Genomic DNA, 22587 nt, shown 5'->3' with positions numbered 1-22587 from the left:
ATAAACCGCATGAGGAATTTATGAGCAGACCGCCGAACGACCCTAAGCGCCGGGAAAAGATCCTCCAGGCCACGCTGGACACCATTGCTGAGCATGGTATCCATGCCGTTACGCACCGTAAAATCGCCAGCTGTGCGGGCGTGCCGCTGGGATCGATGACCTACTATTTCGACGGCAAAGAGCCGCTGCTGGAAGAGGCATTCACGTGGTTTACCCGACAGATGTCGCAGCAGTATCGTGATTTCTTTGCGGGCGTGGCTGGCCCGGAGATGGCATGCGAGTCCATCACCACGTTAATCCACAGCTCACAAGTCACCACGCCGCACAACATGGCGCTGATGTATCAGCTGTATGCCTTTATGCACCGCAGTGCGGCGCTGAAAACGGTGATGCAGGACTGGATGAAGATGAGCCAGACCACGCTTGAGCAGTGGTTTGATCCGGTTACAGCCAGAGCGCTGGACGCGTTTATCGAAGGGATGACGCTGCACTTTGTGACCGACAGACAGCCGCTGTCGCGGGAGGAGATCCGGGCGATGGTGGGACGGATTGCGGGCGAGGGTGGGTGTTAGCCGTGCTCGCCCCGGCCTCATCTATTTCTGGGCGATTTTCTTCCCACTGGCGTCAATGACCGCTTCACCATCCTCTTTGGTAAACGCCCCTTTTTGCGCCTCAGGCAGAATGTCGAGGACGACTTCAGAAGGGCGGCAGAGGCGAGTGCCCAGCGGCGTCACCACGATCGGACGGTTAATCAGGATCGGGTATTGCAGCATGAAATCGATAAGCTGCTCGTCGGTGAATCTTTCTTCGGCCAGACCAAGTTGATCGTAGGGCTCCACGTTTTTACGCAGCAGATCCCGCACGGAAATCTCCATATCGGCAATCAGTGCGGTCAGCTTATCGCGCGACGGTGGGGTTTCCAGATAGAGGATAATTTCTGGCTCCGTGCCGCTGTTGCGGATCATCTCCAGCGTGTTACGTGAGGTGCCGCAAGATGGGTTGTGATAGATGGTGATGTGGGTCATATCCGTTACTCATTATTGTGTGAAGGAGAGACGTAACGCCAGCGCGGCGAGCGATACAAACAGGACCGGCAACGTCATCAATGTTGACCAGGTTCGACACAATGAGCGGCAGGCCGGCGGTTTTTCAGTACTCTTCTCTGCTCAGGCGCAACAGCGATCGTTCCAGGTGTCACGGTAAATGATATTCCCCTCCGTGTACTTCCAGGAGATTGCTTCATAACGCAATTCGATCGTTTCAAGATGGGTGCTGCTCATCCCGTTAGGGGTCAGGAATGGTGCCACTGTCGTGAACTTAACATTTTCCATCACGATATTGAAATATTCGGCCTCGATACCGGACTCCAAAATGCGGTACATCTTAATGCTCCCCTTCTTCATAACTCGCCCTTCGCACACGGCGCGGTAAAGAAACGGGGTAGTCTGATCAAACTCTTTGACTATCGTGACAGGACGATGGACGCGCGTGCCGGTCAGCTTGCCCCAGCTTGAGTCAACGGGAATAGTAACACCGTGGGAGAACGATTTTAGCTCTATGGAACCAAGACGTGTGGGCATCATGCAACTACCGACAACCGGCGAGCCGTTTTCGTCTTCAAGCCATAGGTGTGCGGGTGTCAGCATATAATTTCCTTATTAGTGAGCGTGAAGCATTGATGGTCTTCAATGCCATATCCAGTAAGCCAGTCCCAGTGTTACCAGGTAAAACAGGAGGATGAATCCTTGATTAACCTCAGGGAAGTAAACGTCAAGGACATAACCAAAAATGAACGTGAGGAGGATGGGGACATAGGTCCAGAAGAAAAACTGAGCCTGAGATTTGAGCCAGAGTCTTAGAAAGCTCATCAGTGTCTACCCATTAGCTTCAGGATCGTGTCCGCAGCACCATAAGGGCTTTGGTTATCAGTCCACTGTTGGGTTAGCACGCCCGCGCGCATAAACGCAGGCTCCACCAGGAAATACATCATCTCTAGCTCTCGTAGATACAACGCTTGATAGTAGGCGGGATGTATCACTTGCAGACGGCGAGCGCTGTCAGCGGCCTTTTGCACAATCCCATATATCCCCAGCCCGCCAATAGCAGCGCCCGTTAACCCTGAAACGACCTTTAGTCCCGAAGGTGGAATGGTCACATAGAGGCAAACAGTCGATGCGACGCCTGCAGAGAATGAATACGAGGTTAGCGTGCTGGTGGATATGTAAACATTAGCGCGCATTAGAGCATGCTGTATCGCTGCTAATTCTGCCGGGGAAAAATCTTTTACCAGCTCCTCAACGTATGTGTTGATTATGTCAAACACAATGTTCCAGCGAGAAACGAGATGGAATATGCCCTTTCGGAAGCGAGCATCCTCCAGGTTTTGTCTGATGCATACATCGTAATATTCATCGGTAAAGCAGGAGGTGTAGTACAGCAGGCGTTGGGCACCGGCACCTATATTATTCAGGTGGTTCTTTACCTCTTTACCTACAGCGCGTACCGCCCGGTCCAGCTTCGTTGCCAGTATCTTTTGGCTCTGAAGCTGTCGGATGATCTCGTCAGAATGGTACATGCTTACTGGCCTCGTACTTCAGCTCAATCGAGCGTTCTTTTGCCGCATTCTCTAAGACCGTTACGATGAGTTCAGTTGCCATTACTGCGCTTGGAAACGTCATTCTTGTTCCCTCCAGAGTGTGCTTCTATCCACTCCAGAGTATTCTCGTCACTTGTATGGAAGTTCAAAGCAGATCATGTTTACGACAAGCAGAGTCTTTTTAAGATTATGACCTGATATTTTTTAACCCAAACACAATCTGTCTTGAGCAAGAAGTGAAATAGATGAGTTCGATATTGAATGACTTCTTACAAAATCCGAAAGTTCTGCCGCGACGATGTCGCCATGTAAGGGAAAGTGGTGGCATAAACCATTGATTTAAAAAAAGGTAATTTTTCAGACAACAAAAAACCCATCAACCTTGAACCAAAACGGCGGGGTTGATGGGCTCCACAAATTGGGGACATCAAAGAAAAGCAGTGGCACTAGTTATGACTGCCCCCTGATAAAAAAGTTCTGCGCGTAACAAAAATTTTTTCTGCCACGCGCAAACTTGAGAGTTATCCGAGACCAGGCCAGATGATGATGATCAATGTACCCGCCAGGGTAAGCAGTACGTTGGCGATGGCATAGGTCCCCGCATAGCCCAGCGCCGGGATGTTGCTGCGTGCGGTATCACTGATAATTTCCATCGCCGGGGCACAGGTACGCGCACCCATCATCGCGCCGAAGAGCAGGGCGCGGTTCATACGCAACACGTAAGCACCAAACAGGAAGCAGATCACCACAGGGACGAGGCTGACGATAAGCCCCGAAACCAGCATCTGCCAGCCGACGGCTCCCAGGCTGTGGCCAATGCCGCTACCGGCGCTTAAGCCAACGCCTGCCATAAAGACCATCAGACCGAACTCTTTCACCATGTTCAGCGCACCCTGCGGGATATAGCCGAAGGTTGGGTGGTTCGCACGCAGGAAGCCCAGCATGATCCCCGCAAACAGCAGTCCGGCGGCGTTACCGATGCCGAAGCTAAAGTTGCTGAACTGGAAGGTAATCATCCCGATCATCAGGCCGACAATAAAGAAAGCGCAGAAGGCCAGCAGGTCGGTGACCTGGCTGTGAATGGAGATAAAGCCAATGCGGTCGGCAACGGTTTTCACGCGGCGGGCGTCGCCGCTAACCTGCAAAACGTCACCTTTGTTGAGCACCACGTTGTCATCAATTGGCATCTCAATCTGGCTGCGGATCACGCGGTTCAGGAAGCAGCCGTGGTCGGTCAGCTTTAGCTGCGCCAGACGGCGGCCGACGGCGTTATGGTTTTTCACCACAATCTCTTCGGTAACGATGCGCATGTCGAGCAGATCGCGGTCGAACACCTCTTTGCCGTTACGGAAGCTCGGGTCGAGGCGCGCGTGGGCGTCAGGGTAGCCCACCAGCGCGATGTCGTCGCCCATCTGCAGCACCGCGTCGCCGTCCGGGTTCGCCAGGATACCGTTGCGACGAATTCGTTCGATATAACAACCTGTCTGGCGGTAAATTCCCAGCTCACGCAGGTTTTTACCGTCCGCCCACGCCACCAGCTCTGGCCCCACGCGGTAGGCGCGAATCACAGGCAGGTAGACTTTACGTTTGGAGTCGGTATCCAGGCCGCGCTCGCGGGCAATCTGCTGCGCACTGGTCTGTAAATCCTGATGCTGCAGTTTTGGCAGGTAGCGGGCACCCACAATCAGGCTTACCAGACCAATCAGGTAGGTCAGGGCATAGCCGAGGCTCAGGTGGTCGAGCGCGGTAGAAAGCGACGCTCCCGCCATGCCGGAATGACGCAGAGTATCGCCCGCCCCCACAAGCACCGGCGTGGAGGTCATAGAACCTGCCAACATACCGGCCGTTAACCCGATATCCCAGCCAAACAGTTTGCCCAGCCCCAACGCGATCAGCAGCGCGCTACCGACCATCACCAGCGCCAGCATTAGATAATTTTTGCCGTCGCGAAAGAAAATTGAAAAAAAGTTGGGTCCTGCTTCCACACCAACACAAAAAATAAACAGCATAAAACCTAAGTTAAGTGCGTCCGTGTTAATGCTGAAATGTTGCTGACCTAATAATAAGGAGACGACTAAAACGCCAATGGAATTACCAAGTTGAACTGAACCCAGGCGCAATTTTCCCAGACAAAGGCCCAGTGCCAGTACCACAAATAATAACAGGATGTAATTCCCATTTAACAAGTCTGCGACGTTTATATTCACGGAGGCTAACTTCTTGTTTACCAGTAAGTTGTTGAATGAAAGGACTATTTGGGCTACTGTTTTCAGAGCCAGGGAAAGACAGCAATACTCCCTGTTTCCTTAAAAATTCCCTAAAACACTAGCAGGCGGTTAGTTTAATCGTATTAGCTATCAACAGCCACCTATTATCGCATTACCCTGTGCGTGCTTTGGCAAGGATTGCCACGATGCTTTATCTGACTGGGCGTCCATCGGACGAATGTGTATTTGATAGAGATAAGTCAGGAGGATAGTTTGAACATTAAGCGAAACTGGGCGGGGGTGATCAGCTGCTTTTTGCTGTTTACGGTCGTTTGCGTGTCGTTAGCTTTTAATGTGAAGGGGGCGTTCAGGGCCTCCGGCCATCCGGAGCTGGGACTGCTCTTTTTCACCCTGCCGGGTGCGGCAGCCAGTTTTCTTTCCCGTGGTGGAGAGGTGATTAAACCGTTATTAGGCGCGATTCTGGCAGCACCGTTGTGTCTGCTGTTGATGCGTCTGGTATTTATCACGTCGAGAACGTTCTGGCAGGAGCTGGCGTGGTTATTGAGTGCGGTATTCTGGTGCGCGCTTGGGGCGCTGTGCTTCTTATTTGTGCGAAGCCTGATTATGCACAGGCGGCACCACAAATAAAAAAGCCCTCAGTTGAGGGCTTTTTTATCGTTACTGAGCCGCAAACAGGCCCAGATTTTCTTTAGCGTAGGCTTCAAAATCAGTGCAGCCGCCAATGTGTTTCTGATCGAGGAAGATCTGCGGGACGGTTTCAACCGGTTTACCGACGGTCTTTTCCAGGTCGGCTTTGCTGATCCCTTCCGCGTGGATATCCACATAGCGGAAGTTAAAGTCATCACGCTCTTCGGTCAGTTTCTCAGCCAGTTCTTTTGCGCGCACGCAGTAAGGGCATCCCGGACGACCAAAAATTACTGCAAACATTTCTCTCTCCTCAAAAAACAAGCCTGACGGCGAATGACGCGTATAGTGCACGATAACCTGCCGTCATGGAAAGAAGGTTTCACCTGTCGCTTTAATATCTACGAGCTATGTTTCGCCAATTACATGACGAAGATGTTTGCCTATACTGGCTGCCATACCGCGTAAAGACAGACAAAGAGAGAGAAAATGACGCCGACAATTGACCTGTTACGTTCCCATCGTTCCATTCGCCATTTCACCGATGAGCCGATCACCCAGGCGCAGCGCGACGCGATTATCGACAGCGCAAGAGGGACATCCAGCTCCAGTTTCCTGCAGTGCAGCTCCATTATCCGCATTACCGACCCGGCAATGCGTGAACAGCTGGTGACCCTGACGGGCGGACAAAAACACGTCGCCCAGGCGGCTGAATTTTGGGTGTTCTGCGCTGACTTTAACCGCCATCTGCAGATTTGCCCTGAAGCCGAACTGGGCCTGGCCGAACAGCTGCTGCTGGGTGTCGTCGATACCGCTTTAATGGCGCAAAACGCCTTCACGGCGGCGGAGTCGCTGGGATTAGGCGGCGTTTATATTGGCGGCCTGCGTAACAATATCGAAAGCGTCACCGAACTGCTTCAGTTGCCTAAACACGTCCTGCCGCTGTTTGGCCTGTGCCTCGGCTGGCCGGCGGATAACCCGGATCTGAAACCGCGCATTCCTGCTGCGATGCTGGTGCATGAAAACCACTATCAGCCGGTCGACCAGGATGTGCTGAATCAATACGATGAAGAGTTGGCGAACTACTATCTGACGCGCGACAGCAACAACCGCCGCGATACCTGGAGCGACCATATCCGTCGCACTATCATTAAAGAAAACCGCCCGTTTATTCTCGATTATCTGCACAAACAGGGCTGGGCGACGCGATAGTTCATTCTGTATGATACGCAGGCTTTTTCCATGTCTTTAGCGAGGTGCAGGGTGAAAATTGCCATTTTGTCCAGGGATGGAACGCTCTATTCATGTAAACGCCTGCGAGAAGCGGCGGGTAAACTCGGCCATCAGGTTGAGATCCTCGATCCGCTTTCCTGCTATATGAATATCGATCCTGCGGCGTCGTCTATTCATTATAAAGGCCGCCGGTTACCGCATTATGATGCGGTGATCCCCCGCATTGGTTCTCAGATTACCTACTACGGTACTGCCGCGTTGCGCCAGTTTGAAATGCTCGGTAGCTATCCTCTTAATGAATCTGTCGCTATTTCGCGTGCCCGCGATAAGTTGCGCTCTTTGCAGCTGCTTGCGCGTCAGGGCATTGATTTGCCCGTCACCGGCATCGCCCACTCGCCGGATGACACCAGCGATCTGATCGACATGGTGGGCGGCGCGCCGCTGGTGATCAAGCTGGTGGAAGGCACTCAGGGCATTGGCGTGGTGCTGGCAGAAACGCGTCAGGCGGCGGAGAGCGTGATCGACGCCTTTCGTGGCCTTAACGCTCACATTCTGGTGCAGGAGTATATCGAAGAGGCCAAAGGTCGCGATATTCGCTGTTTCGTGGTCGGAGACGAAGTGGTTGCTGCGATTGAACGTCAGGCGAAGGAGGGCGATTTTCGCTCTAATTTACACCGGGGCGGGGTGGCGCGGGTGGCCAGTATCAGCGATCGTGAACGCGAGATTGCCGTGAAAGCGGCACAAACGTTAGGCCTGGACGTCGCCGGTGTGGATCTGCTGCGCGCAACACGTGGCCCACTGGTGATGGAGGTGAATGCCTCGCCAGGGCTGGAAGGCGTGGAAAAAACCACAGGCGTCGATATTGCAGGTAAAATGATCAGATGGATTGAACGTCATGCAACGCCGGGATTCTGCCTGAAAACGGGCGGGTAAATGGATTAACGCGCACTTTTTGCGTAATCTAGGCGAATTATTTTTAAAGAGGCTGCACAGCGATGGATTTACAGGTCGTTCCAACACTGGATACGTTACGTCAATGGCTCGATGATGCCGGTATCACTTTCTTTGAATGCGACTCCTGTCAGGCGCTGCATCTGCCTCATATGCAAAATTTCGATGGCATTTTTGATGCCAAAATCGATCTGATTAACGATGTCATTCTTTTCTCTGCGCTGGCTGAGGTAAAGCCGTCGGCGCTGCTGGCGCTGGCGTCAGATCTGTCGGCCATTAATGCCAGTTCTTTGACAGTAAAAGCATTTCTCGACATACAGGATGATAATCTGCCGAAACTGGTTGTTTGCCAGTCTTTATTCTCCGGTGCTGGCCTCTCCTTTAAGCAGTTCGCCTGGTTTATGCGCCTGAGCGAAGAGCAAATTTCGATGGTCATGATGGAAGCCAATGCACATCATCTGCTGTACAGCGCAGAAGATGATGCAGAGAATAATGATGCATCTCCCAATTTTCTTCACTGAGCCTGGCTGACTTTTGCGCAGTCGCTGCCAGAGCGGCTGCGTAACGCCATTTTTTCTGCTGCATTTAACCTTTCTTTAAAGAATTTTTCACCTCCTCAAAGGCCATTTCGGCTTATCACGTAGACATAACCTGCATAAAAAATTGATAAAAGGCGTTTTTTCGTCTGGGCTATAGCCGGAGACACGGGCTACAGTTATTCTTGCGATGCTTAAAAAAGCGAGCGGTTCCTGCCGGGAAAAGCGGTTTATTTTTATTTCAGGCAGAGCGACAAACTATGCATGATTATTGCATATCTTCAGATTGCACAGTTTTAGTTCGTTTGTTAACGAGCTTTCAGAAGGAATAACGATATGATCGCCTTGAATAAAAAATGGTTATCGGGTCTGGTTGCGGGTGCTCTGATGGCCGTCTCTGCCGGCACGCTCGCTGCGGAACAAAAAACGCTGCACGTTTATAACTGGTCTGACTATATTGCGCCGGACACCGTCGCGAATTTTGAAAAAGAGACCGGCATTAAAGTGGTCTACGATGTGTTCGATTCCAACGAAGTGCTGGAAGGAAAACTGATGGCGGGCAGTACCGGCTTCGACCTGGTCGTGCCGTCTGCCAGCTTCCTTGAGCGCCAGCTCACGGCGGGTGTCTTCCAGCCGCTCGATAAGAGCAAATTACCAAACTGGAAAAACCTCGATCCGGAAGTATTGAAGCTGATTTCAAAACACGACCCGGACAACAAATACGCGATGCCTTATCTGTGGGCGACCACCGGCATCGGCTATAACGTCGATAAAGTGAAAGCGGTGCTGGGCAAAGATGTTCCGCTGGATAGCTGGGATCTGGTGCTGAAGCCGGAAAACCTTGAGAAGCTGAAAAGCTGCGGTGTCTCCTTCCTTGATGCGCCGGAAGAGATTTTCGCCACTGTGCTTAATTACTTAGGTAAAGATCCGAACAGCAACAAAGCCGATGATTACACCGGTCCGGCCACCGACCTGCTGTTGAAGCTGCGTCCCAATATTCGCTATTTCCACTCCTCTCAGTACATTAACGACCTGGCAAACGGCGACATCTGTGTGGCCATCGGCTGGGCGGGCGATGTCTGGCAGGCGGCTAACCGCGCGAAAGAGGCGAAAAACGGCGTGAATGTCTCTTACTTCATTCCAAAAGAGGGGGCGCTGGCGTTCTTTGATGTCTTCGCCATGCCTGCTGATGCGAAAAACAAAGAAGAAGCGTATCAGTTCCTCAACTACCTGATGCGTCCGGACGTGATCGCCCATATCAGCGACCACGTTTACTACGCCAACGGTAACAAGGCTTCTGTGCCGCTGGTCAGTGAAGAGATCCGCAATAATCCGGCAATTTATCCACCGGCGGATGTCTTTGCCAAGCTGTTCACCCTGAAAGTTCAGGAGCCGAAAATTGACCGCGTGCGGACCCGTGCGTGGACGAAGGTGAAAAGCGGTAAATAACCCTTTGTTGTAGGCCGGGCAAGCGTAGCGACCCCGGCAACTGGCGCACCGTTCTGGTGCGCCTGCACCAGTTTGATTTCTGCCGGAGAACACCCCGTGAATGATGCGATCCCCCGCCCGCAGGCGAAAGTCCGTAAAGCGCTGACCCCGCTTCTTGAAATCCGTAACCTCACTAAATCCTTCGACGGCCAGCATGCCGTGGACGACGTCAGCCTGACAATCTATAAAGGCGAAATTTTTGCTCTGCTCGGTGCCTCTGGCTGTGGCAAATCCACACTGCTGCGTATGCTGGCAGGCTTTGAACAGCCCACCGCGGGACAGATTGTGCTGGACGGCGTGGATCTCTCCAGCGTGCCGCCGTACCAGCGCCCAATCAACATGATGTTCCAGTCCTACGCGCTGTTTCCGCACATGACGGTTGAGCAGAACATTGCTTTTGGCCTGAAGCAGGACAAGCTGCCGAAAGCCGAAATCACCGCGCGCGTGGCCGAGATGCTGAGCCTGGTACACATGCAGGAGTTCGCGAAGCGTAAACCACACCAGCTCTCTGGCGGCCAGCGTCAGCGTGTGGCGCTGGCCCGCAGCCTGGCGAAACGCCCGAAACTGCTGCTGCTCGACGAACCGATGGGGGCGCTGGATAAAAAACTGCGTGACCGCATGCAGCTGGAAGTGGTGGATATCCTGGAGCGCGTGGGCGTGACCTGCGTGATGGTGACCCACGACCAGGAAGAGGCGATGACCATGGCCGGACGTATTGCGATCATGAATCGCGGTAAATTCGTGCAGATAGGCGAGCCGGAAGAGATTTACGAGCACCCAACCACCCGCTACAGCGCGGAGTTCATCGGCTCGGTCAACGTCTTCGAGGGGCTGCTGAAAGATCGTCAGGAGGATGGGCTGGTCATCGAATCGCCGGGGCTGGTGCATCCGCTGAAGGTCGACCCTGATAACTCGGTGGTGGACAACGTGCCGGTCTATGTTGCTCTGCGTCCGGAAAAAATCATGCTCTGCGACGAGCCGCCTGCTGATGGCTATAACTTTGCCGTCGGAGAAGTGGTGCACATTGCCTATCTGGGCGACCTCTCTATTTACCATGTGCGCCTGAAAAGCGGACAGATGCTCAGCGCCCAGTTGCAGAACGAACATCGCTATCGCAAGGGACAGCCGACCTGGGGCGACGAAGTGCGCCTGTGCTGGGATGCAGACAGTTGCGTCGTGTTGACGGTATAAGGAGCGATCATGAGCACACTTGAACCTCCAGCCCGCGTAAAAAAACCAGGCGGCTTTGCGCACTGGCTGGCGCGTATGCAGATGGCGCATGGCCGCAAGCTGGTGATCGCCATGCCGTATATCTGGCTGATCCTGCTGTTCCTGCTGCCGTTCCTGATTGTCTTTAAGATCAGCCTGGCGGAGATGGCGCGGGCGATCCCGCCGTATACCAACCTGCTGGACTGGGCAGACGGCCAGTTGACGCTGACGCTAAATCTCGGCAACTTCCTGCAGCTCACCGACGATCCGCTCTATTTCGAAGCGTACCTGCAGTCATTGCAGGTGGCGGCGATCTCGACGATCTGCTGTCTGGTGATGGGTTACCCGCTGGCGTGGGCGGTGGCGCACAGCAAGCCGTCGACGCGTAACATCCTGCTGTTGCTGGTGATCCTGCCGTCGTGGACCTCATTCCTGATCCGCGTTTATGCGTGGATGGGTATCCTGAAAAACAACGGCGTGCTGAATAATTTCCTGATGTGGCTGGGCGTTATCGACCAGCCGCTGACGATTTTGCACACCAACCTCGCGGTCTACATCGGGATTGTTTACGCCTATCTGCCGTTTATGGTGTTGCCGATCTACACGGCGCTGACGCGTATTGATTACTCGCTGGTGGAAGCCTCGCTGGACCTGGGCGCACGCCCGCTGAAGACCTTTTTCAGCGTGATTGTGCCGCTGACCAAAGGCGGGATTATCGCCGGGTCGATGCTGGTCTTTATCCCTGCTGTCGGTGAGTTCGTCATTCCGGAACTGCTCGGCGGGCCGGACAGCATCATGATTGGCCGTGTGCTGTGGCAGGAGTTCTTCAACAACCGCGACTGGCCGGTGGCCTCGGCGGTGGCGATCGTCATGTTGCTGCTGCTGATCGTGCCGATCATGTGGTTCCATAAACATCAGCAGAAACAGATGGGAGATCACGGATGAACAACTTACCGGTAGTGCGCTCCCCGTGGCGAATTCTGATCCTCGTGATTGGCTTTACCTTCCTGTATGCGCCGATGCTGATGCTGGTGATCTACTCGTTCAACAGCTCCAGGCTGGTCACTGTCTGGGCGGGCTGGTCGACGCGCTGGTACAGCGAACTGTTTCACGACGATGCGATGATGAGTGCGGTGGGTTTAAGTCTGACCATTGCGGCGCTGGCGGCGACGATGGCCTGTGTGCTGGGGACGATTGCCGCGCTGGTGATGGTGCGCTTTGGTCGTTTCCGCGGGGCGAACGGTTTTGCCTTTATGATCACCGCGCCGCTGGTGATGCCGGATGTTATCACCGGCCTCTCGCTGCTGTTGCTGTTTGTGGCGCTGGCGCACGCCATCGGCTGGCCGGCGGATCGCGGCATGCTGACCATCTGGCTGGCGCACGTCACGTTCTGTACTGCCTATGTTGCGGTGGTCATCTCCTCCCGCCTGCGCGAGCTGGATCGCTCTATTGAAGAGGCGGCGATGGATCTCGGTGCAACGCCGCTGAAGGTCTTTTTCATCATTACCTTGCCGATGATTATGCCTGCGGTGATTTCCGGCTGGCTGCTGGCGTTTACGCTCTCGCTCGACGATCTGGTTATCGCCAGCTTTGTCTCCGGCCCAGGGGCGACGACGCTGCCGATGCTGGTCTTCTCCAGCGTGCGCATGGGGGTCAACCCGGAAATCAACGCCCTGGCCTCTATCATCCTTGGCGTGGTCGGAATTGTCGGATTTATCGCCTGGTATTTGATGGCGCGCGCGGAAAAACAGCGTGTGCGTGATATCCAGCGTGCAAGACGCGGCTGAAGCATTTAAAATTCCCAGTGAAGTGCCGCGCATGACGCGGCACTGTTTTTCAGGGAAGTAAAAACATTGGGATTCTTACAAAAATCACGTCATACGCACGCTCGTCCGAACGTTCCTGCGCTGGTGCAGGTGGCGGCGCTCGCCATTATTATGATCCGCTGTCTGGACGTGCTGATGATTCTGAATACCTTAGGCGCGCGCGGCATCGGTGAGTTTATTCACCGCAGTGTGCAGACGTGGAATCTGACGCTGGTTTTTTTCAGCAGCCTGGTGCTGGTTTTTATCGAGATTTACTGCGCATTTTCGCTGGTCAGAGGGCGAAACTGGGCGCGTTGGGTCTATCTGCTGACGCAGGTCACGGCTGCTAGTTACCTGTGGGCCGCCTCGCTGGGGTATGGCTACCCGGAGCTGTTCAGTATTCCCGGCGGCTCCCGACGCGAGATTTTTCACTCGCTGATGATGCAAAAACTCCCGGATATGCTGGTGCTGTTCCTGCTCTTTGCACCTGCCTCCAGCCGACGGTTCTTCCGCCTGCAATAATGTGTATAATCGCAGCCCTCGTTTTCCTGAAGGTTTTCATATGCAGTGCGCACTCTATGACGCCGGACGCTGCCGCTCCTGTCAGTGGATAGAACAGCCCGTCCCTCAACAACTCACCGCTAAAATGATCGATCTGCAACAGCTGCTGGCTGAACACGCGGTGGGAGAGTGGTGCGCACCTGTTAGCGGGCCAGAACAGGGTTTTCGTAATAAAGCCAAAATGGTGGTCAGCGGCAGCGTTGAAAAACCGCTGCTGGGTATGCTGCATCGCGACGGCACACCGGAAGATTTGACCGGTTGTCCGCTTTATCCTGCCTCATTTGCACCGGTTTTCACCGCGCTCAAACCGTTTATTGCTCGCGCAGGGTTAACGCCCTATAACGTTGCCCGCAAGCGCGGTGAGCTGAAATACCTTCTGCTGACTGAAAGCCAGCTCGATGGCGGGATGATGCTGCGCTTCGTGCTGCGCTCGGAAGCCAAACTGGAACAACTGCGCGCGGCGTTGCCGTGGCTCCAGCAGCAGCTTCCACAATTAAAGGTCATTACCGCCAATATTCAGCCTGTGCATATGGCCATCATGGAAGGGGAGAAAGAGATTTTCTTCACCGAACAGCACGCGCTGGCAGAGCGTTTTAATGATGTGCCGCTGTGGGTTCGCCCGCAAAGTTTCTTCCAGACTAACCCGACCGTCGCGAGCGCGCTGTATGCCACCGCACGCGACTGGGTTCGCGCGTTGAACATCCATCATATGTGGGATCTGTTCTGCGGCGTGGGCGGTTTTGGCCTGCACTGCGCCACGCCCGAAATGCAGCTGACCGGGATCGAAATTTCCGCCGAAGCCATTGCCTGTGCGAAACAATCCGCCGCGGAACTGGGGCTAACGAATCTTCATTTTCAGGCGCTGGATTCCACCCGCTTTGCGACCGGCCAGGGCAACGTGCCGGAGCTGGTGCTGGTCAACCCGCCGCGTCGCGGCATTGGTAAAGCCCTGTGTGACTATCTCAGCCAGATGGCACCAGATTACCTCATCTACTCCAGCTGCAACGCGCAGACGATGGCGAAAGACATTGCTGACCTGCCGGGCTACCGTATTGAACGCGTTCAGCTTTTCGATATGTTCCCGCATACCGCGCATTATGAAGTGCTGACGTTGTTGGTGAAAACGCGCTAATCCATAGCCATCGCATAACCTTAAACAAAATGTGAACTCTTCATCCCTGCGAAATCAGGTAATCTTAAGACAACGAAATGAATTAAGGCTTACCCATGAAGCAGATCCTGCTGGTGGAAGATGACCACGATATCGCAGCACTCCTGCGTCTCAATTTAGAAGACGAAGGCTACACCATCACCCATGAATCCGACGGCGGCAATGCACTACAGCGGCTTGAAGCACAGCCGTGGGATGCGGTGATCCTCGACTTAATGCTCCCCGGCGTCGATGGTCTGGAGATTTGCCGTCGCATCCGTCAGATGACGCGCTACCTGCCGATTATTATCATCAGCGCCCGTAGCAGCGAGACGGACCGCATTACCGGCTTGGAAACCGGGGCCGATGATTACCTGGCAAAACCGTTTTCGGTGCAGGAGCTGATTGCGCGCATTAAAGCGCTGTTTCGCCGCCAGCAGGCGATGGGGCAGGTGCAGACTTCCGGCCTCATTCACGCTCACGGCCTGACGATCGATCCGCTGGCACGCACGGTACGCCTGAACGGGCAAGACGTCGATCTCACTCCGCGCGAGTTTGAACTGCTGTACTTCTTTGCCCGCCACCCCGGTGAAGTCTTTTCCCGTCTCGCTTTGCTGGAGCAGGTATGGGGCTATCAGCACGAGGGCTATGAACACACCGTTAACACACACATTAACCGCCTGCGCATCAAGATTGAGAAAGATGCCGCCGAGCCGGAGATCATTCGCACCGTCTGGGGCAAAGGCTACAAATTTGCGGAGCTGAAGCATGATGCGGCGCTTTAGCCTGAGCCAGCGGCTGACGCTGCTGTTCATTCTGCTGATGATGCTCTGCGCCGCCGTCGCCTGCGCGGTGCAGCTTTACAACAGCATGCAATACGGCAATGCCATGGTACAGCGGCTCTCCGGTGGCCTGGCGCAGCAGATTGTACAGCGTGAACCGATTTTGAACGCCCAGGGCAGGGTTGATCGTGACGTACTGAAGCCGCTGTTTGATCGGCTGATGACGTTTAATCCGAGCGTTGAGCTTTATGTCGTCTCTCCGGACGGTGAACTGCTGGCCGATGCGGCACCGCCAGGCCATATCCAGCGGCAAAAAATCGACATTGCGCCGCTGCAGACGTTTCTCAGCGGTGCGGCAATGCCGGTTTACGGCGACGACCCGCGTAGCCAGAATCAAAAGGTTTTCAGCGCCATGCCGCTACGCCAGGACGGTGAGCTTAAAGGCTATCTGTACATTATTCTCCAGGGCGAAGAGTCAAACGCGCTGGCAGAGATGGCGTGGCATAAAGCGCTCTGGAGCACGGCGATGTGGTCTCTGTTGCTGGTGGCGCTCTTTGGTCTGCTGACAGGGCTGCTGCTCTGGTACTGGGTGACGCGTCCGGTAAAACAGTTGACGACGGACGTCGCAGGGCTGGAGCAGGACAGCATTAGCGCCATCAAACAGCTGGCGGCACAGCCGCTGGAGCCCGCGGCAAATGATGAAGTGGTGACTCTGCGCAACACCTTTATCGAGCTTGCACGCAAAATAATTTCTCAGTGGGATCAACTGGCCGACAGCGACCGTCAGCGCCGGGAGTTTATTGCCAATATTTCGCACGATCTGCGCACACCGCTCACCTCGCTGCTGGGGTATCTGGAAACCTTGTCGCTCAAGTCCGCCACGCTGACGCCACAGGAGCATCAGCAGTATCTCGCCACTGCGCTGCGTCAGGGGCAAAAGGTGCGTCACCTTTCGCAGCAGCTGTTTGAACTGGCGCGCCTGGAACATGGTGGCATTAAGCCGCAGCGCGAACGCTTCGCGATGGCGGAGCTTATCTCTGACGTGGCGCAGAAGTTCGAACTGACCGCCCGCACGCGCGAACTGAATCTGCATATTGATGTGCCGGGTCCACTGCCGCTGGTTAATGCGGATGTGTCGATGATTGAGAGGGTGGTGACAAACCTGCTGGATAATGCGATCCGCCATACGCCTGCGGGCGGAGAAATCCGTCTGGCGGTGTGGCAGGAGAATGAGCAACTGCAGGTTGAAGTGGCAGACAGCGGAACGGGGGTGAATGCGGCGCTACGCGACGATCTGTTTCAGCGTCCTTCTGCGTTAAATTCCCAGGCATCGCGGGAGAATCGTGGCGGCTTAGGGCTGCTCATTGTGAGACGGATGCTGGAGCTGCACGGCGGTGGGATCAGGCTGATGGATTCGGTGAGCGGGGCGCGTTTTCGCTTCTTTGTGCCGCTGTAGAGTTGCCGGATGGCGTTGCGCTTATCCGGCCTACAGACCACCCCCGTAGGCCGGGTAAGGCGAAGCCGTCACCCGGCAAAAGACATTACTGCGGGAACCACTGGTCGCTGATTTTTTGATACGTGCCGTCTGCTTTAATCGCTTTCAGCGCGCCGTTCAGTTTTTCCAGCAGGGCTTTGTTATCCGGACGCACCGCAATGCCCAGGCCCGTGCCGAAATATTGCGGATCGGTGACTTTCTCCGTCGCCGTACCCAGTTGCGGGTTGGTTTTCAGCCACTCGTTGACGACGGCAGTGTCACCAAACACCCCATCAATACGGCCATTTTTCAGGTCGATAATCGCATTCTGGTAGCTGTCGTAGGCCACGGTTTTCACTTCAGGGTGTTTGTCCTGCAGGTATTTCTGGTGCGTGGTGCCGTTTTCCATCCCGATGCGCTTGCCTTTCAACTGGTCAAAAGAGGTGTACGCCCCTTTCTTCGCAATCACCACCGCGGAATTCGCGTAGTACGGGTCGGTGAAAGAAACCTGTTTGCTACGCTCCGGCGTGATGTCCATCCCGGAGATCACCGCGTCGTATTTTTTGAATTTCAAAGACGGGATCAGGCTGTCGAACGCGTGGTTGGTGAACGTGCAGTCGGCCTGCATCTGTTTGCACACGGCTTTCGCGAGATCGATATCAAAACCGACGATCTGGTTGCTGGCATCCAGCGATTCAAATGGTGGATAGGTGGCTGAAACGCCAAAATTGATTTTCTCTGCCGCTGTAGCGCCAGCGGCGAAAGTTGCCAGTAATGCGGCCAGAACTAACTTTTTCATTGTCATACTCCCGTCTGTAGGTCTTATGAAAGTACAATGCCATTTAATGAATTTGTATGCAATATAAATGATTAAATATTTATTTGTGGATAAAAAAATGCGGATAACCAGAAAGTTACCCGCATTGATAAATCACATTTATGCACTTCTTGCCGGGGGGCTGCGCTTATCCGGCCTACGATCTGCGCTCAAACGCTAACGCTTTACGCTCGATCAGACGCATCATCAGCGTCAGCAAACCATTGACCACCAGATACACCAGACCTGCGGCACCAAATACCATCACGTCGTAAGTACGTCCATACAGCAACTGCCCGTGGCCCATCACTTCCATCAATGTGATGGTGTAGGCCAGCGAGGTACTCTTGAACACCAGCACGACTTCGTTGGAATACGAGGAGAGCGCACGTTTAAAGGCATAAGGCAGCAGAATCGCCAGCGTATCTTTTTTGCTCATCCCCAGCGCCCCGCAGGACTGCCATTGTCCTTCCGGGATCGCGCGGATCGCACCGTAGAACAGCTGCGTGGTATACGCGGCACTGTTCAGGGAGAGCGCGATCAGGGCGCACAGCCACGGCTCAGAGAGCAGATGCCAGACAACCGGATACTCCTGCAAAGACGGGAACTGGCCCGGTCCGTAGTAAATCAGGAAGATCTGCACCAGCAGCGGCGTACCGGTAAACAGAGTGATGTAGCCGCGTACAATCCACACCAGCACCGGCGTTTTCAGCGTCAGGATGATGGTAAAGATCAGCGCCAGAATCAGGGCCACGATGATGGATGCCACGGTCAGCGTCAGGCTGGTGTGCAGCCCTTTCATTAGCTCGGGTAAATACTCAAGCATCAGCCTGGTCTCCGTTCAAAACGCGTTGCACGCAGGTCAATACGCTTAAGGATGTATTGGCTCAGCAACGTGATCACCAGGTAGATAGCCGCCGCCACGATGTACCAGGTAAAGGGCTCCTGGGTGCGGGTGGCGATACTTTTGGTTTGCAGCATCAAATCGTTAACGCTGATCAGGCTCACCAGCGCGGTATCTTTCAGCAGCACCAGCCACTGGTTCCCCAGGCCCGGCAGGGCATGACGCCACATCTGCGGCATCACCAGGCGGAAGAAAATTGCCGCTTTCGACAGGCCTAACGCCTGACCGGATTCCCATTGCCCCTGTGGTACGGCTTTCAGCGCACCGCGCAGGGTTTGCGAGGCATACGCAGAATAGAGCAGGGAGAGGGCAATCACGCCACACAGGAACGGGCTGACGTCAAAATTCTCTATCTGCATTTGCACCGGGATCTGTGCAAATCCAAGATTAATCGTAAAGCCGTCCGACAGCGTTAACAGTAGCTGTGACGAGCCAAAATAGATAAACAGGACCACCAGAATCTCCGGTAGTCCGCGCAATACCGTGACCAGCGCTGAGCCAAGCCATGCGACGGGACGCCATTTGACTGACTCCCACACCGCAAAGAACATCGCCAGCGCCAGGCCGATAACCAGTGCGCAAACGGCAAGGCCGACGGTCATCCCGGCGGCGCTTGCTAAAGGAAAAATTTCATTCATCAGGAATTACTTCTGGAACCATTTTTTGTAGATGGTTTCGTAGGTGCCGTCTTTCTTCACTTTTTCCAGCGCAGTGTTGAATTTCTGCTGCAGCTCAGTGTTGCCCTGACGAACCGCGATACCCAGGCCAGTGCCGAAGTAATCTTTATCCGTTACTTTATCACCTACGGCGGCCAGTTTATCGTTCGCTTTCAGCCATTCGGTCACGACTGCGGTATCACCGAATACGCCGTCGATACGGCCATTCTGCAGATCCAGCTTCGCATTCTGGTAGCTGTCATACGGAACGGTGGTGATTTCCGGATGTTTATCCATGATGAATTTCTGGTGCGTGGTGCCGTTCTGCACGCCGACTTTCTTACCTTTCAGCTGATCAACAGAGGTGTATTTACCTTTCTGACCAATAAACAGCGCGGAGTTGTCATAGTAAGGCGTAGTGAACAGAACCTGTTTTTCACGCTCAGGGGTGATGTCCATACCGGCCATCACGGCATCAATACGACGGAACTTCAGGCTTGGGATCAGGCTGTCAAACGCCTGGTTACTGAAAGTACAGGTCGCGTCGATCTCTTTACATAAAGCGTTTGCCAGATCCACATCGAAGCCAACAATTTTGTTGTTTGCATCGATAGATTCAAACGGAGGATAAGACGCTTCGGTGGCGAAACGAATAGTCTGGGCTGCGGTAGCGGAAAGGCTGACGCTAGCAAGCAGCGCGGCAATCAATACTTTTTTCATTATCATTTTCCCTAACACATCAGTGAGATAAGTAATTTTTAAAGGCATCGGTTTGCGGGTTTGTGAAGCAGCTCGCGTCACCTTGCTCAACGATATACCCATTTTCCATGTAAACCACGCGGCTGGCGGTTTTACGCGCCACTTCCACTTCGTGAGTCACAATGACCTGAGTAATGTTAGTTTCCGCCAGTTCACGAATGATGCTCACGATCTGGGCGGTAATTTCCGGGTCCAGCGCTGCGGTTGGCTCGTCAAACAGCAGCACCGCAGGCTCCATCATCAGCGCACGGGCAATCGCCACGCGTTGCTGCTGACCACCGGAGAGGTGCAGCGGATAGCGATCGCTGTACGGCTTAAGACGCAGACGTTCCAGCAGCTTTTCGGCGCGCGCCATTGCCTGGTCTTTGCTTAAACCGAGCACGCGGCAAGGCGCTTCAATCAGGTTTTGCAGGACGGTCAGGTGCGGCCAGAGGTTGTATTGCTGAAAGACCATGCCGACGTTTTGACGCAGCTCGCGGATCGCTTTATCAGACGGCGTTTTCGCAAAATCGAAATGGTTACCGGCAATCGCCAGCGTACCTGAACGGGGCATTTCAAGCAGATTAAGGACGCGCAGAAGGGAGCTTTTGCCTGCGCCGCTTGGGCCGAGCAAAACCAGCGTTTCGCCCTCCGGGCAGTTCAGCGTAATGTCAAACAGCGCCTGGTGTGCGCCGTAGAAGCAGTTAATGCCGTTTAGTTGAATACTCATCGGGGCAGTCTTTACTCATCCAGGCAATCTATAGCAATTGAGGCCGCAGATAGTACCGTTGACAGAATAGTTATGCAATATTTCTGCGTTAAAAGTTAAATATAACCCGTAATCCTCTCTAAACATAGCACAAAATAGCGATGGGCAATGACGGCGAGTATAAATGTCGGCATTCCGCATGAAATGCCGGACATTTTACGGGGTTAACATTTTTATAACGGATGACTTAGCGGTTCTCAATCGACTGGCGAAGCGTGCCAGCCGGGGCATGAACGTTGCCGCCGATGTAGCGCACGTCGTCTACCGCCCAGCACTGGCCTTCGCGGATCATCAGCACTTCATCCTGCCAGGTCTGGCTACCCTGAGTCAGCTTCACGCGCAGCGGAATGTTTCGCGCATCGGTGTTCGGGATCGTTGAAGCACTGGCGACCTCGACGCTATCCGGCAGCGTTGCGCGGCTGGAGAACGGGTCGGATTTGAGCAGCGCATTATGCTGTGGATCGCGCGAAGCGTCGTTCAGCAGTTTTGCCAGACTATCGCTCAGGTACGGGCGCAGGGCGGTGATGTCGTTACCCCGGTGCTGGATGCGATAATCATAGAACTGTTGCGCCACGGTATCCGGGCCGCCCTCAATACAAGGGCCGCTACGCGTACCGATATCCTTAAAAGCTGGCGTGACCGGGGTGGTGCAGGCGCTGAGCACCAGCGCGCACGGCACTAAAAGCGTTAAAGCAGAGTAGCGCATGTTGATTTCCTTATTTATTAACTATCCTTTCAATCATAGCGTAACGAACCGATAATGCTGTTGAAGTTATAGCCTAAGGCATTGAACGCTAAAGAAGGAGAGTAAGTATGCAGTTTTCAACAACGCCAACCCTGGAAGGGCAGCCGATTACCGAATATTGCGGCGTGGTCACGGGCGAAGCTATTCTCGGCGCGAATATTTTTCGGGATTTCTTTGCCGGTATCCGCGACATCGTCGGTGGCCGTTCGGGGGCCTACGAAAAAGAGCTGCGTAAGGCGCGCGAAATCGCGTTTAAGGAGCTGGGCGAGCAGGCAAAAGCGCTGGGCGCGGATGCCGTTGTGGGTATTGATATTGATTATGAGACCGTTGGTAAAGATGCCAGCATGCTGATGGTGAGCGTAAGCGGTACGGCGGTGAAAACGCGTCGATGAAACGCTCGCTATCCACACTCCTGCTGGCGCTGCTGCTGGCAGGATGTACTACCGAAAAAGGCATTGTTGATAAAGGCACCTACGAGCTGGATACCCGTCACCAGGCGCAGGCGGCGTACCCGCGTATAAAGGTGCTGGTGATCCACTACACCGCCGATGATTTCGACACCTCGCTGGCGACGTTAACCGACAAAAACGTCAGTTCTCACTATCTTATCCCAGCTAAACCTCCTGCACCGGATGGCAAACCGCGCATCTGGCAACTGGTGCCTGAAAGTGAACTGGCGTGGCATGCCGGATTGAGCTTCTGGCGCGGTACAAACCGTATCAACGACACGTCTGTCGGCATTGAGCTGGAAAACCGTGGCTGGCAGATGAATGAGGGCGTGAAAACATTCGCCCCCTTCGAGCCTGCGCAAATCGCGGCGCTTATCCCGCTCGCCAGAGACATTATTACCCGTTACAACATTAAACCGCAGAACGTGGTGGCCCATTCCGATATCGCCCCTCAGCGTAAAGACGATCCAGGCCCGCTGTTTCCCTGGCGCGAACTGGCGCAGCAGGGGATTGGTGCCTGGCCCGATCCCGAACGCGTGACGTTTTATCTGAACGGTCGACCACGCTTTCAGGCGGTCGATACCGCGATGCTTCTCGACCTCTTAGCGCGTTACGGCTATGACGTGCCTGAAAACAGCACACCAGCGCAGCAGAAAAGAGTCATTAGCGTTTTCCAGATGCATTTTCGTCCGCAGTTATGGAATGGCGTTGCTGATAGAGAAACCATGGCGATCGCCGAAGCACTTTTAGAGAAATACGGACAGGGGTAATCCTTGGGTTTACCCCCAAAGACGTATTTTTCTCATGTTTTTCTTAAGATTAATCTTAGGTACAAATTCAATTCATTTTTAGTTAATTGACTTAAAATTATC

26 protein-coding genes are annotated in these 22587 nt (G+C 54.1%); 15 read left to right on the top strand and 11 right to left on the bottom strand.

The genetic code is table 11. From position 1 onward, the window contains the following. The first annotated feature begins 20 nt into the window (after positions 1 to 20). Positions 21 to 572, top strand: coding sequence for a TetR/AcrR family transcriptional regulator (locus ABGB15_RS14055; protein ID WP_215723436.1), 552 nt, complete (start codon positions 21 to 23; stop codon positions 570 to 572). Positions 573 to 593: 21 nt separating this feature from the next. On the opposite strand, the gene arsC is transcribed toward ABGB15_RS14055, so the two are convergent. From arsC to ABGB15_RS14035, 4 genes are all read right to left on the bottom strand, one after another. Beyond that, complete coding sequence (gene arsC / locus ABGB15_RS14050) at positions 594 to 1025, bottom strand: glutaredoxin-dependent arsenate reductase (RefSeq protein ID WP_215723437.1); 432 nt, start codon at positions 1023 to 1025, stop codon at positions 594 to 596. Between the two features lie 141 nt (positions 1026 to 1166). Further along, positions 1167 to 1646 (bottom strand): type VI secretion system tube protein TssD, encoded by a 480-nt coding sequence (locus tag ABGB15_RS14045; protein ID WP_215723438.1) that lies wholly within the window; start codon positions 1644 to 1646, stop codon positions 1167 to 1169. 221 nt (positions 1647 to 1867) lie between these two features. Beyond that, the gene (locus tag ABGB15_RS14040; protein WP_152084011.1) at positions 1868 to 2575 is read right to left on the bottom strand and encodes a hypothetical protein; all 708 of its coding nucleotides are present in this window, start codon (positions 2573 to 2575) and stop codon (positions 1868 to 1870) included. A 542-nt stretch (positions 2576 to 3117) separates the two neighbouring features. Then, complete coding sequence (locus ABGB15_RS14035; protein ID WP_152084012.1) at positions 3118 to 4803, bottom strand: aspartate:alanine antiporter; 1686 nt, start codon at positions 4801 to 4803, stop codon at positions 3118 to 3120. Positions 4804 to 5076: 273 nt separating this feature from the next. Between ABGB15_RS14035 and ABGB15_RS14030 the strand changes: the two genes are divergently transcribed. Beyond that, the gene (locus ABGB15_RS14030) at positions 5077 to 5451 is read left to right on the top strand and encodes an inner membrane protein YbjM (protein ID WP_152084013.1); all 375 of its coding nucleotides are present in this window, start codon (positions 5077 to 5079) and stop codon (positions 5449 to 5451) included. 30 nt (positions 5452 to 5481) lie between these two features. On the opposite strand, the gene ABGB15_RS14025 is transcribed toward ABGB15_RS14030, so the two are convergent. After that, complete coding sequence (locus ABGB15_RS14025) at positions 5482 to 5751, bottom strand: GrxA family glutaredoxin (RefSeq protein WP_014069504.1); 270 nt, start codon at positions 5749 to 5751, stop codon at positions 5482 to 5484. A gap of 186 nt (positions 5752 to 5937) precedes the next feature. Between ABGB15_RS14025 and nfsA the strand changes: the two genes are divergently transcribed. From nfsA to ABGB15_RS13970, 11 genes are all read left to right on the top strand, one after another. Next, positions 5938 to 6660 carry a nitroreductase NfsA gene (gene nfsA / locus ABGB15_RS14020; protein ID WP_152084014.1) on the top strand — a complete coding sequence of 241 codons (723 nt, stop codon included), beginning with the start codon at positions 5938 to 5940 and terminating at the stop codon, positions 6658 to 6660. A 51-nt stretch (positions 6661 to 6711) separates the two neighbouring features. Further along, the gene (rimK, locus tag ABGB15_RS14015; RefSeq protein WP_152084015.1) at positions 6712 to 7614 is read left to right on the top strand and encodes a 30S ribosomal protein S6--L-glutamate ligase; all 903 of its coding nucleotides are present in this window, start codon (positions 6712 to 6714) and stop codon (positions 7612 to 7614) included. Positions 7615 to 7676: 62 nt separating this feature from the next. Further along, entirely contained in the window at positions 7677 to 8153 is a 477-nt protein-coding gene (locus ABGB15_RS14010) for a YbjN domain-containing protein (protein WP_003858385.1), read from the top strand. A gap of 351 nt (positions 8154 to 8504) precedes the next feature. Next, entirely contained in the window at positions 8505 to 9617 is a 1113-nt protein-coding gene (gene potF, locus ABGB15_RS14005) for a spermidine/putrescine ABC transporter substrate-binding protein PotF (RefSeq protein ID WP_152084016.1), read from the top strand. Positions 9618 to 9713: 96 nt separating this feature from the next. Then, a complete protein-coding gene (gene potG / locus ABGB15_RS14000; RefSeq protein WP_131632878.1) occupies positions 9714 to 10847 on the top strand; it encodes a putrescine ABC transporter ATP-binding subunit PotG in 1134 nt (377 codons plus the stop codon). 9 nt (positions 10848 to 10856) lie between these two features. Further along, positions 10857 to 11810 (top strand): putrescine ABC transporter permease PotH, encoded by a 954-nt coding sequence (gene potH, locus ABGB15_RS13995; RefSeq protein ID WP_152084017.1) that lies wholly within the window; start codon positions 10857 to 10859, stop codon positions 11808 to 11810. Next, on the top strand, positions 11807 to 12652 hold the full coding sequence (gene potI, locus ABGB15_RS13990; RefSeq protein WP_152084018.1) for a putrescine ABC transporter permease PotI: 846 nt from the start codon (positions 11807 to 11809) through the stop codon (positions 12650 to 12652). The genes potH and potI overlap by 4 nt, the downstream gene beginning before the upstream one ends. Before the next feature lie 42 nt (positions 12653 to 12694). After that, positions 12695 to 13192, top strand: coding sequence for a YbjO family protein (locus tag ABGB15_RS13985; RefSeq protein ID WP_215723475.1), 498 nt, complete (start codon positions 12695 to 12697; stop codon positions 13190 to 13192). Between the two features lie 40 nt (positions 13193 to 13232). After that, complete coding sequence (rlmC, locus tag ABGB15_RS13980; protein WP_215723439.1) at positions 13233 to 14363, top strand: 23S rRNA (uracil(747)-C(5))-methyltransferase RlmC; 1131 nt, start codon at positions 13233 to 13235, stop codon at positions 14361 to 14363. Positions 14364 to 14458: 95 nt separating this feature from the next. Beyond that, on the top strand, positions 14459 to 15166 hold the full coding sequence (locus tag ABGB15_RS13975; RefSeq protein ID WP_152084021.1) for a response regulator transcription factor: 708 nt from the start codon (positions 14459 to 14461) through the stop codon (positions 15164 to 15166). Further along, positions 15150 to 16619, top strand: a complete 1470-nt coding sequence (locus tag ABGB15_RS13970; RefSeq protein WP_215723440.1) for an ATP-binding protein — start codon at positions 15150 to 15152, stop codon at positions 16617 to 16619. The genes ABGB15_RS13975 and ABGB15_RS13970 overlap by 17 nt, the downstream gene beginning before the upstream one ends. Before the next feature lie 85 nt (positions 16620 to 16704). On the opposite strand, the gene artJ is transcribed toward ABGB15_RS13970, so the two are convergent. The 6 genes from artJ to ABGB15_RS13940 all read right to left on the bottom strand — a co-directional run bounded on the left by artJ (position 16705) and on the right by ABGB15_RS13940 (position 21227). Further along, positions 16705 to 17436: an arginine ABC transporter substrate-binding protein ArtJ gene (artJ, locus tag ABGB15_RS13965; protein WP_152084023.1), complete on the bottom strand. Its 732-nt coding sequence runs from the start codon at positions 17434 to 17436 to the stop codon at positions 16705 to 16707. A gap of 175 nt (positions 17437 to 17611) precedes the next feature. Beyond that, entirely contained in the window at positions 17612 to 18280 is a 669-nt protein-coding gene (gene artM, locus ABGB15_RS13960; RefSeq protein ID WP_152084024.1) for an arginine ABC transporter permease ArtM, read from the bottom strand. Continuing rightward, complete coding sequence (gene artQ, locus ABGB15_RS13955) at positions 18280 to 18996, bottom strand: arginine ABC transporter permease ArtQ (RefSeq protein ID WP_152084025.1); 717 nt, start codon at positions 18994 to 18996, stop codon at positions 18280 to 18282. The genes artM and artQ overlap by 1 nt, the downstream gene beginning before the upstream one ends. A 6-nt stretch (positions 18997 to 19002) precedes the next feature. Next, a complete protein-coding gene (gene artI / locus ABGB15_RS13950) occupies positions 19003 to 19734 on the bottom strand; it encodes an arginine ABC transporter substrate-binding protein ArtI (protein ID WP_215723441.1) in 732 nt (243 codons plus the stop codon). 19 nt (positions 19735 to 19753) lie between these two features. After that, entirely contained in the window at positions 19754 to 20482 is a 729-nt protein-coding gene (artP, locus tag ABGB15_RS13945; RefSeq protein ID WP_152084027.1) for an arginine ABC transporter ATP-binding protein ArtP, read from the bottom strand. A 226-nt stretch (positions 20483 to 20708) separates the two neighbouring features. Continuing rightward, a complete protein-coding gene (locus ABGB15_RS13940) occupies positions 20709 to 21227 on the bottom strand; it encodes a lipoprotein (protein ID WP_215723442.1) in 519 nt (172 codons plus the stop codon). A 107-nt stretch (positions 21228 to 21334) separates the two neighbouring features. Here ABGB15_RS13940 and ABGB15_RS13935 point away from each other — a divergent pair, with 107 nt between their 5' ends. Further along, the gene (locus tag ABGB15_RS13935; protein ID WP_006174327.1) at positions 21335 to 21658 is read left to right on the top strand and encodes a heavy metal-binding domain-containing protein; all 324 of its coding nucleotides are present in this window, start codon (positions 21335 to 21337) and stop codon (positions 21656 to 21658) included. After that, positions 21655 to 22485: an N-acetylmuramoyl-L-alanine amidase gene (locus tag ABGB15_RS13930; RefSeq protein WP_215723443.1), complete on the top strand. Its 831-nt coding sequence runs from the start codon at positions 21655 to 21657 to the stop codon at positions 22483 to 22485. The genes ABGB15_RS13935 and ABGB15_RS13930 overlap by 4 nt, the downstream gene beginning before the upstream one ends. Positions 22486 to 22587 lie beyond the last annotated feature (102 nt).

The sequence above is a fragment of the Enterobacter sp. MALB-1 genome (assembly GCF_041021625.1).
In the GTDB taxonomy this organism is placed as follows: Bacteria; Pseudomonadota; Gammaproteobacteria; order Enterobacterales; family Enterobacteriaceae; genus Enterobacter; species Enterobacter oligotrophicus.
The sequence above is the reverse complement of the archived record's forward strand: the minus strand, read 5'-3'. Positions and strand labels throughout refer to the sequence as shown.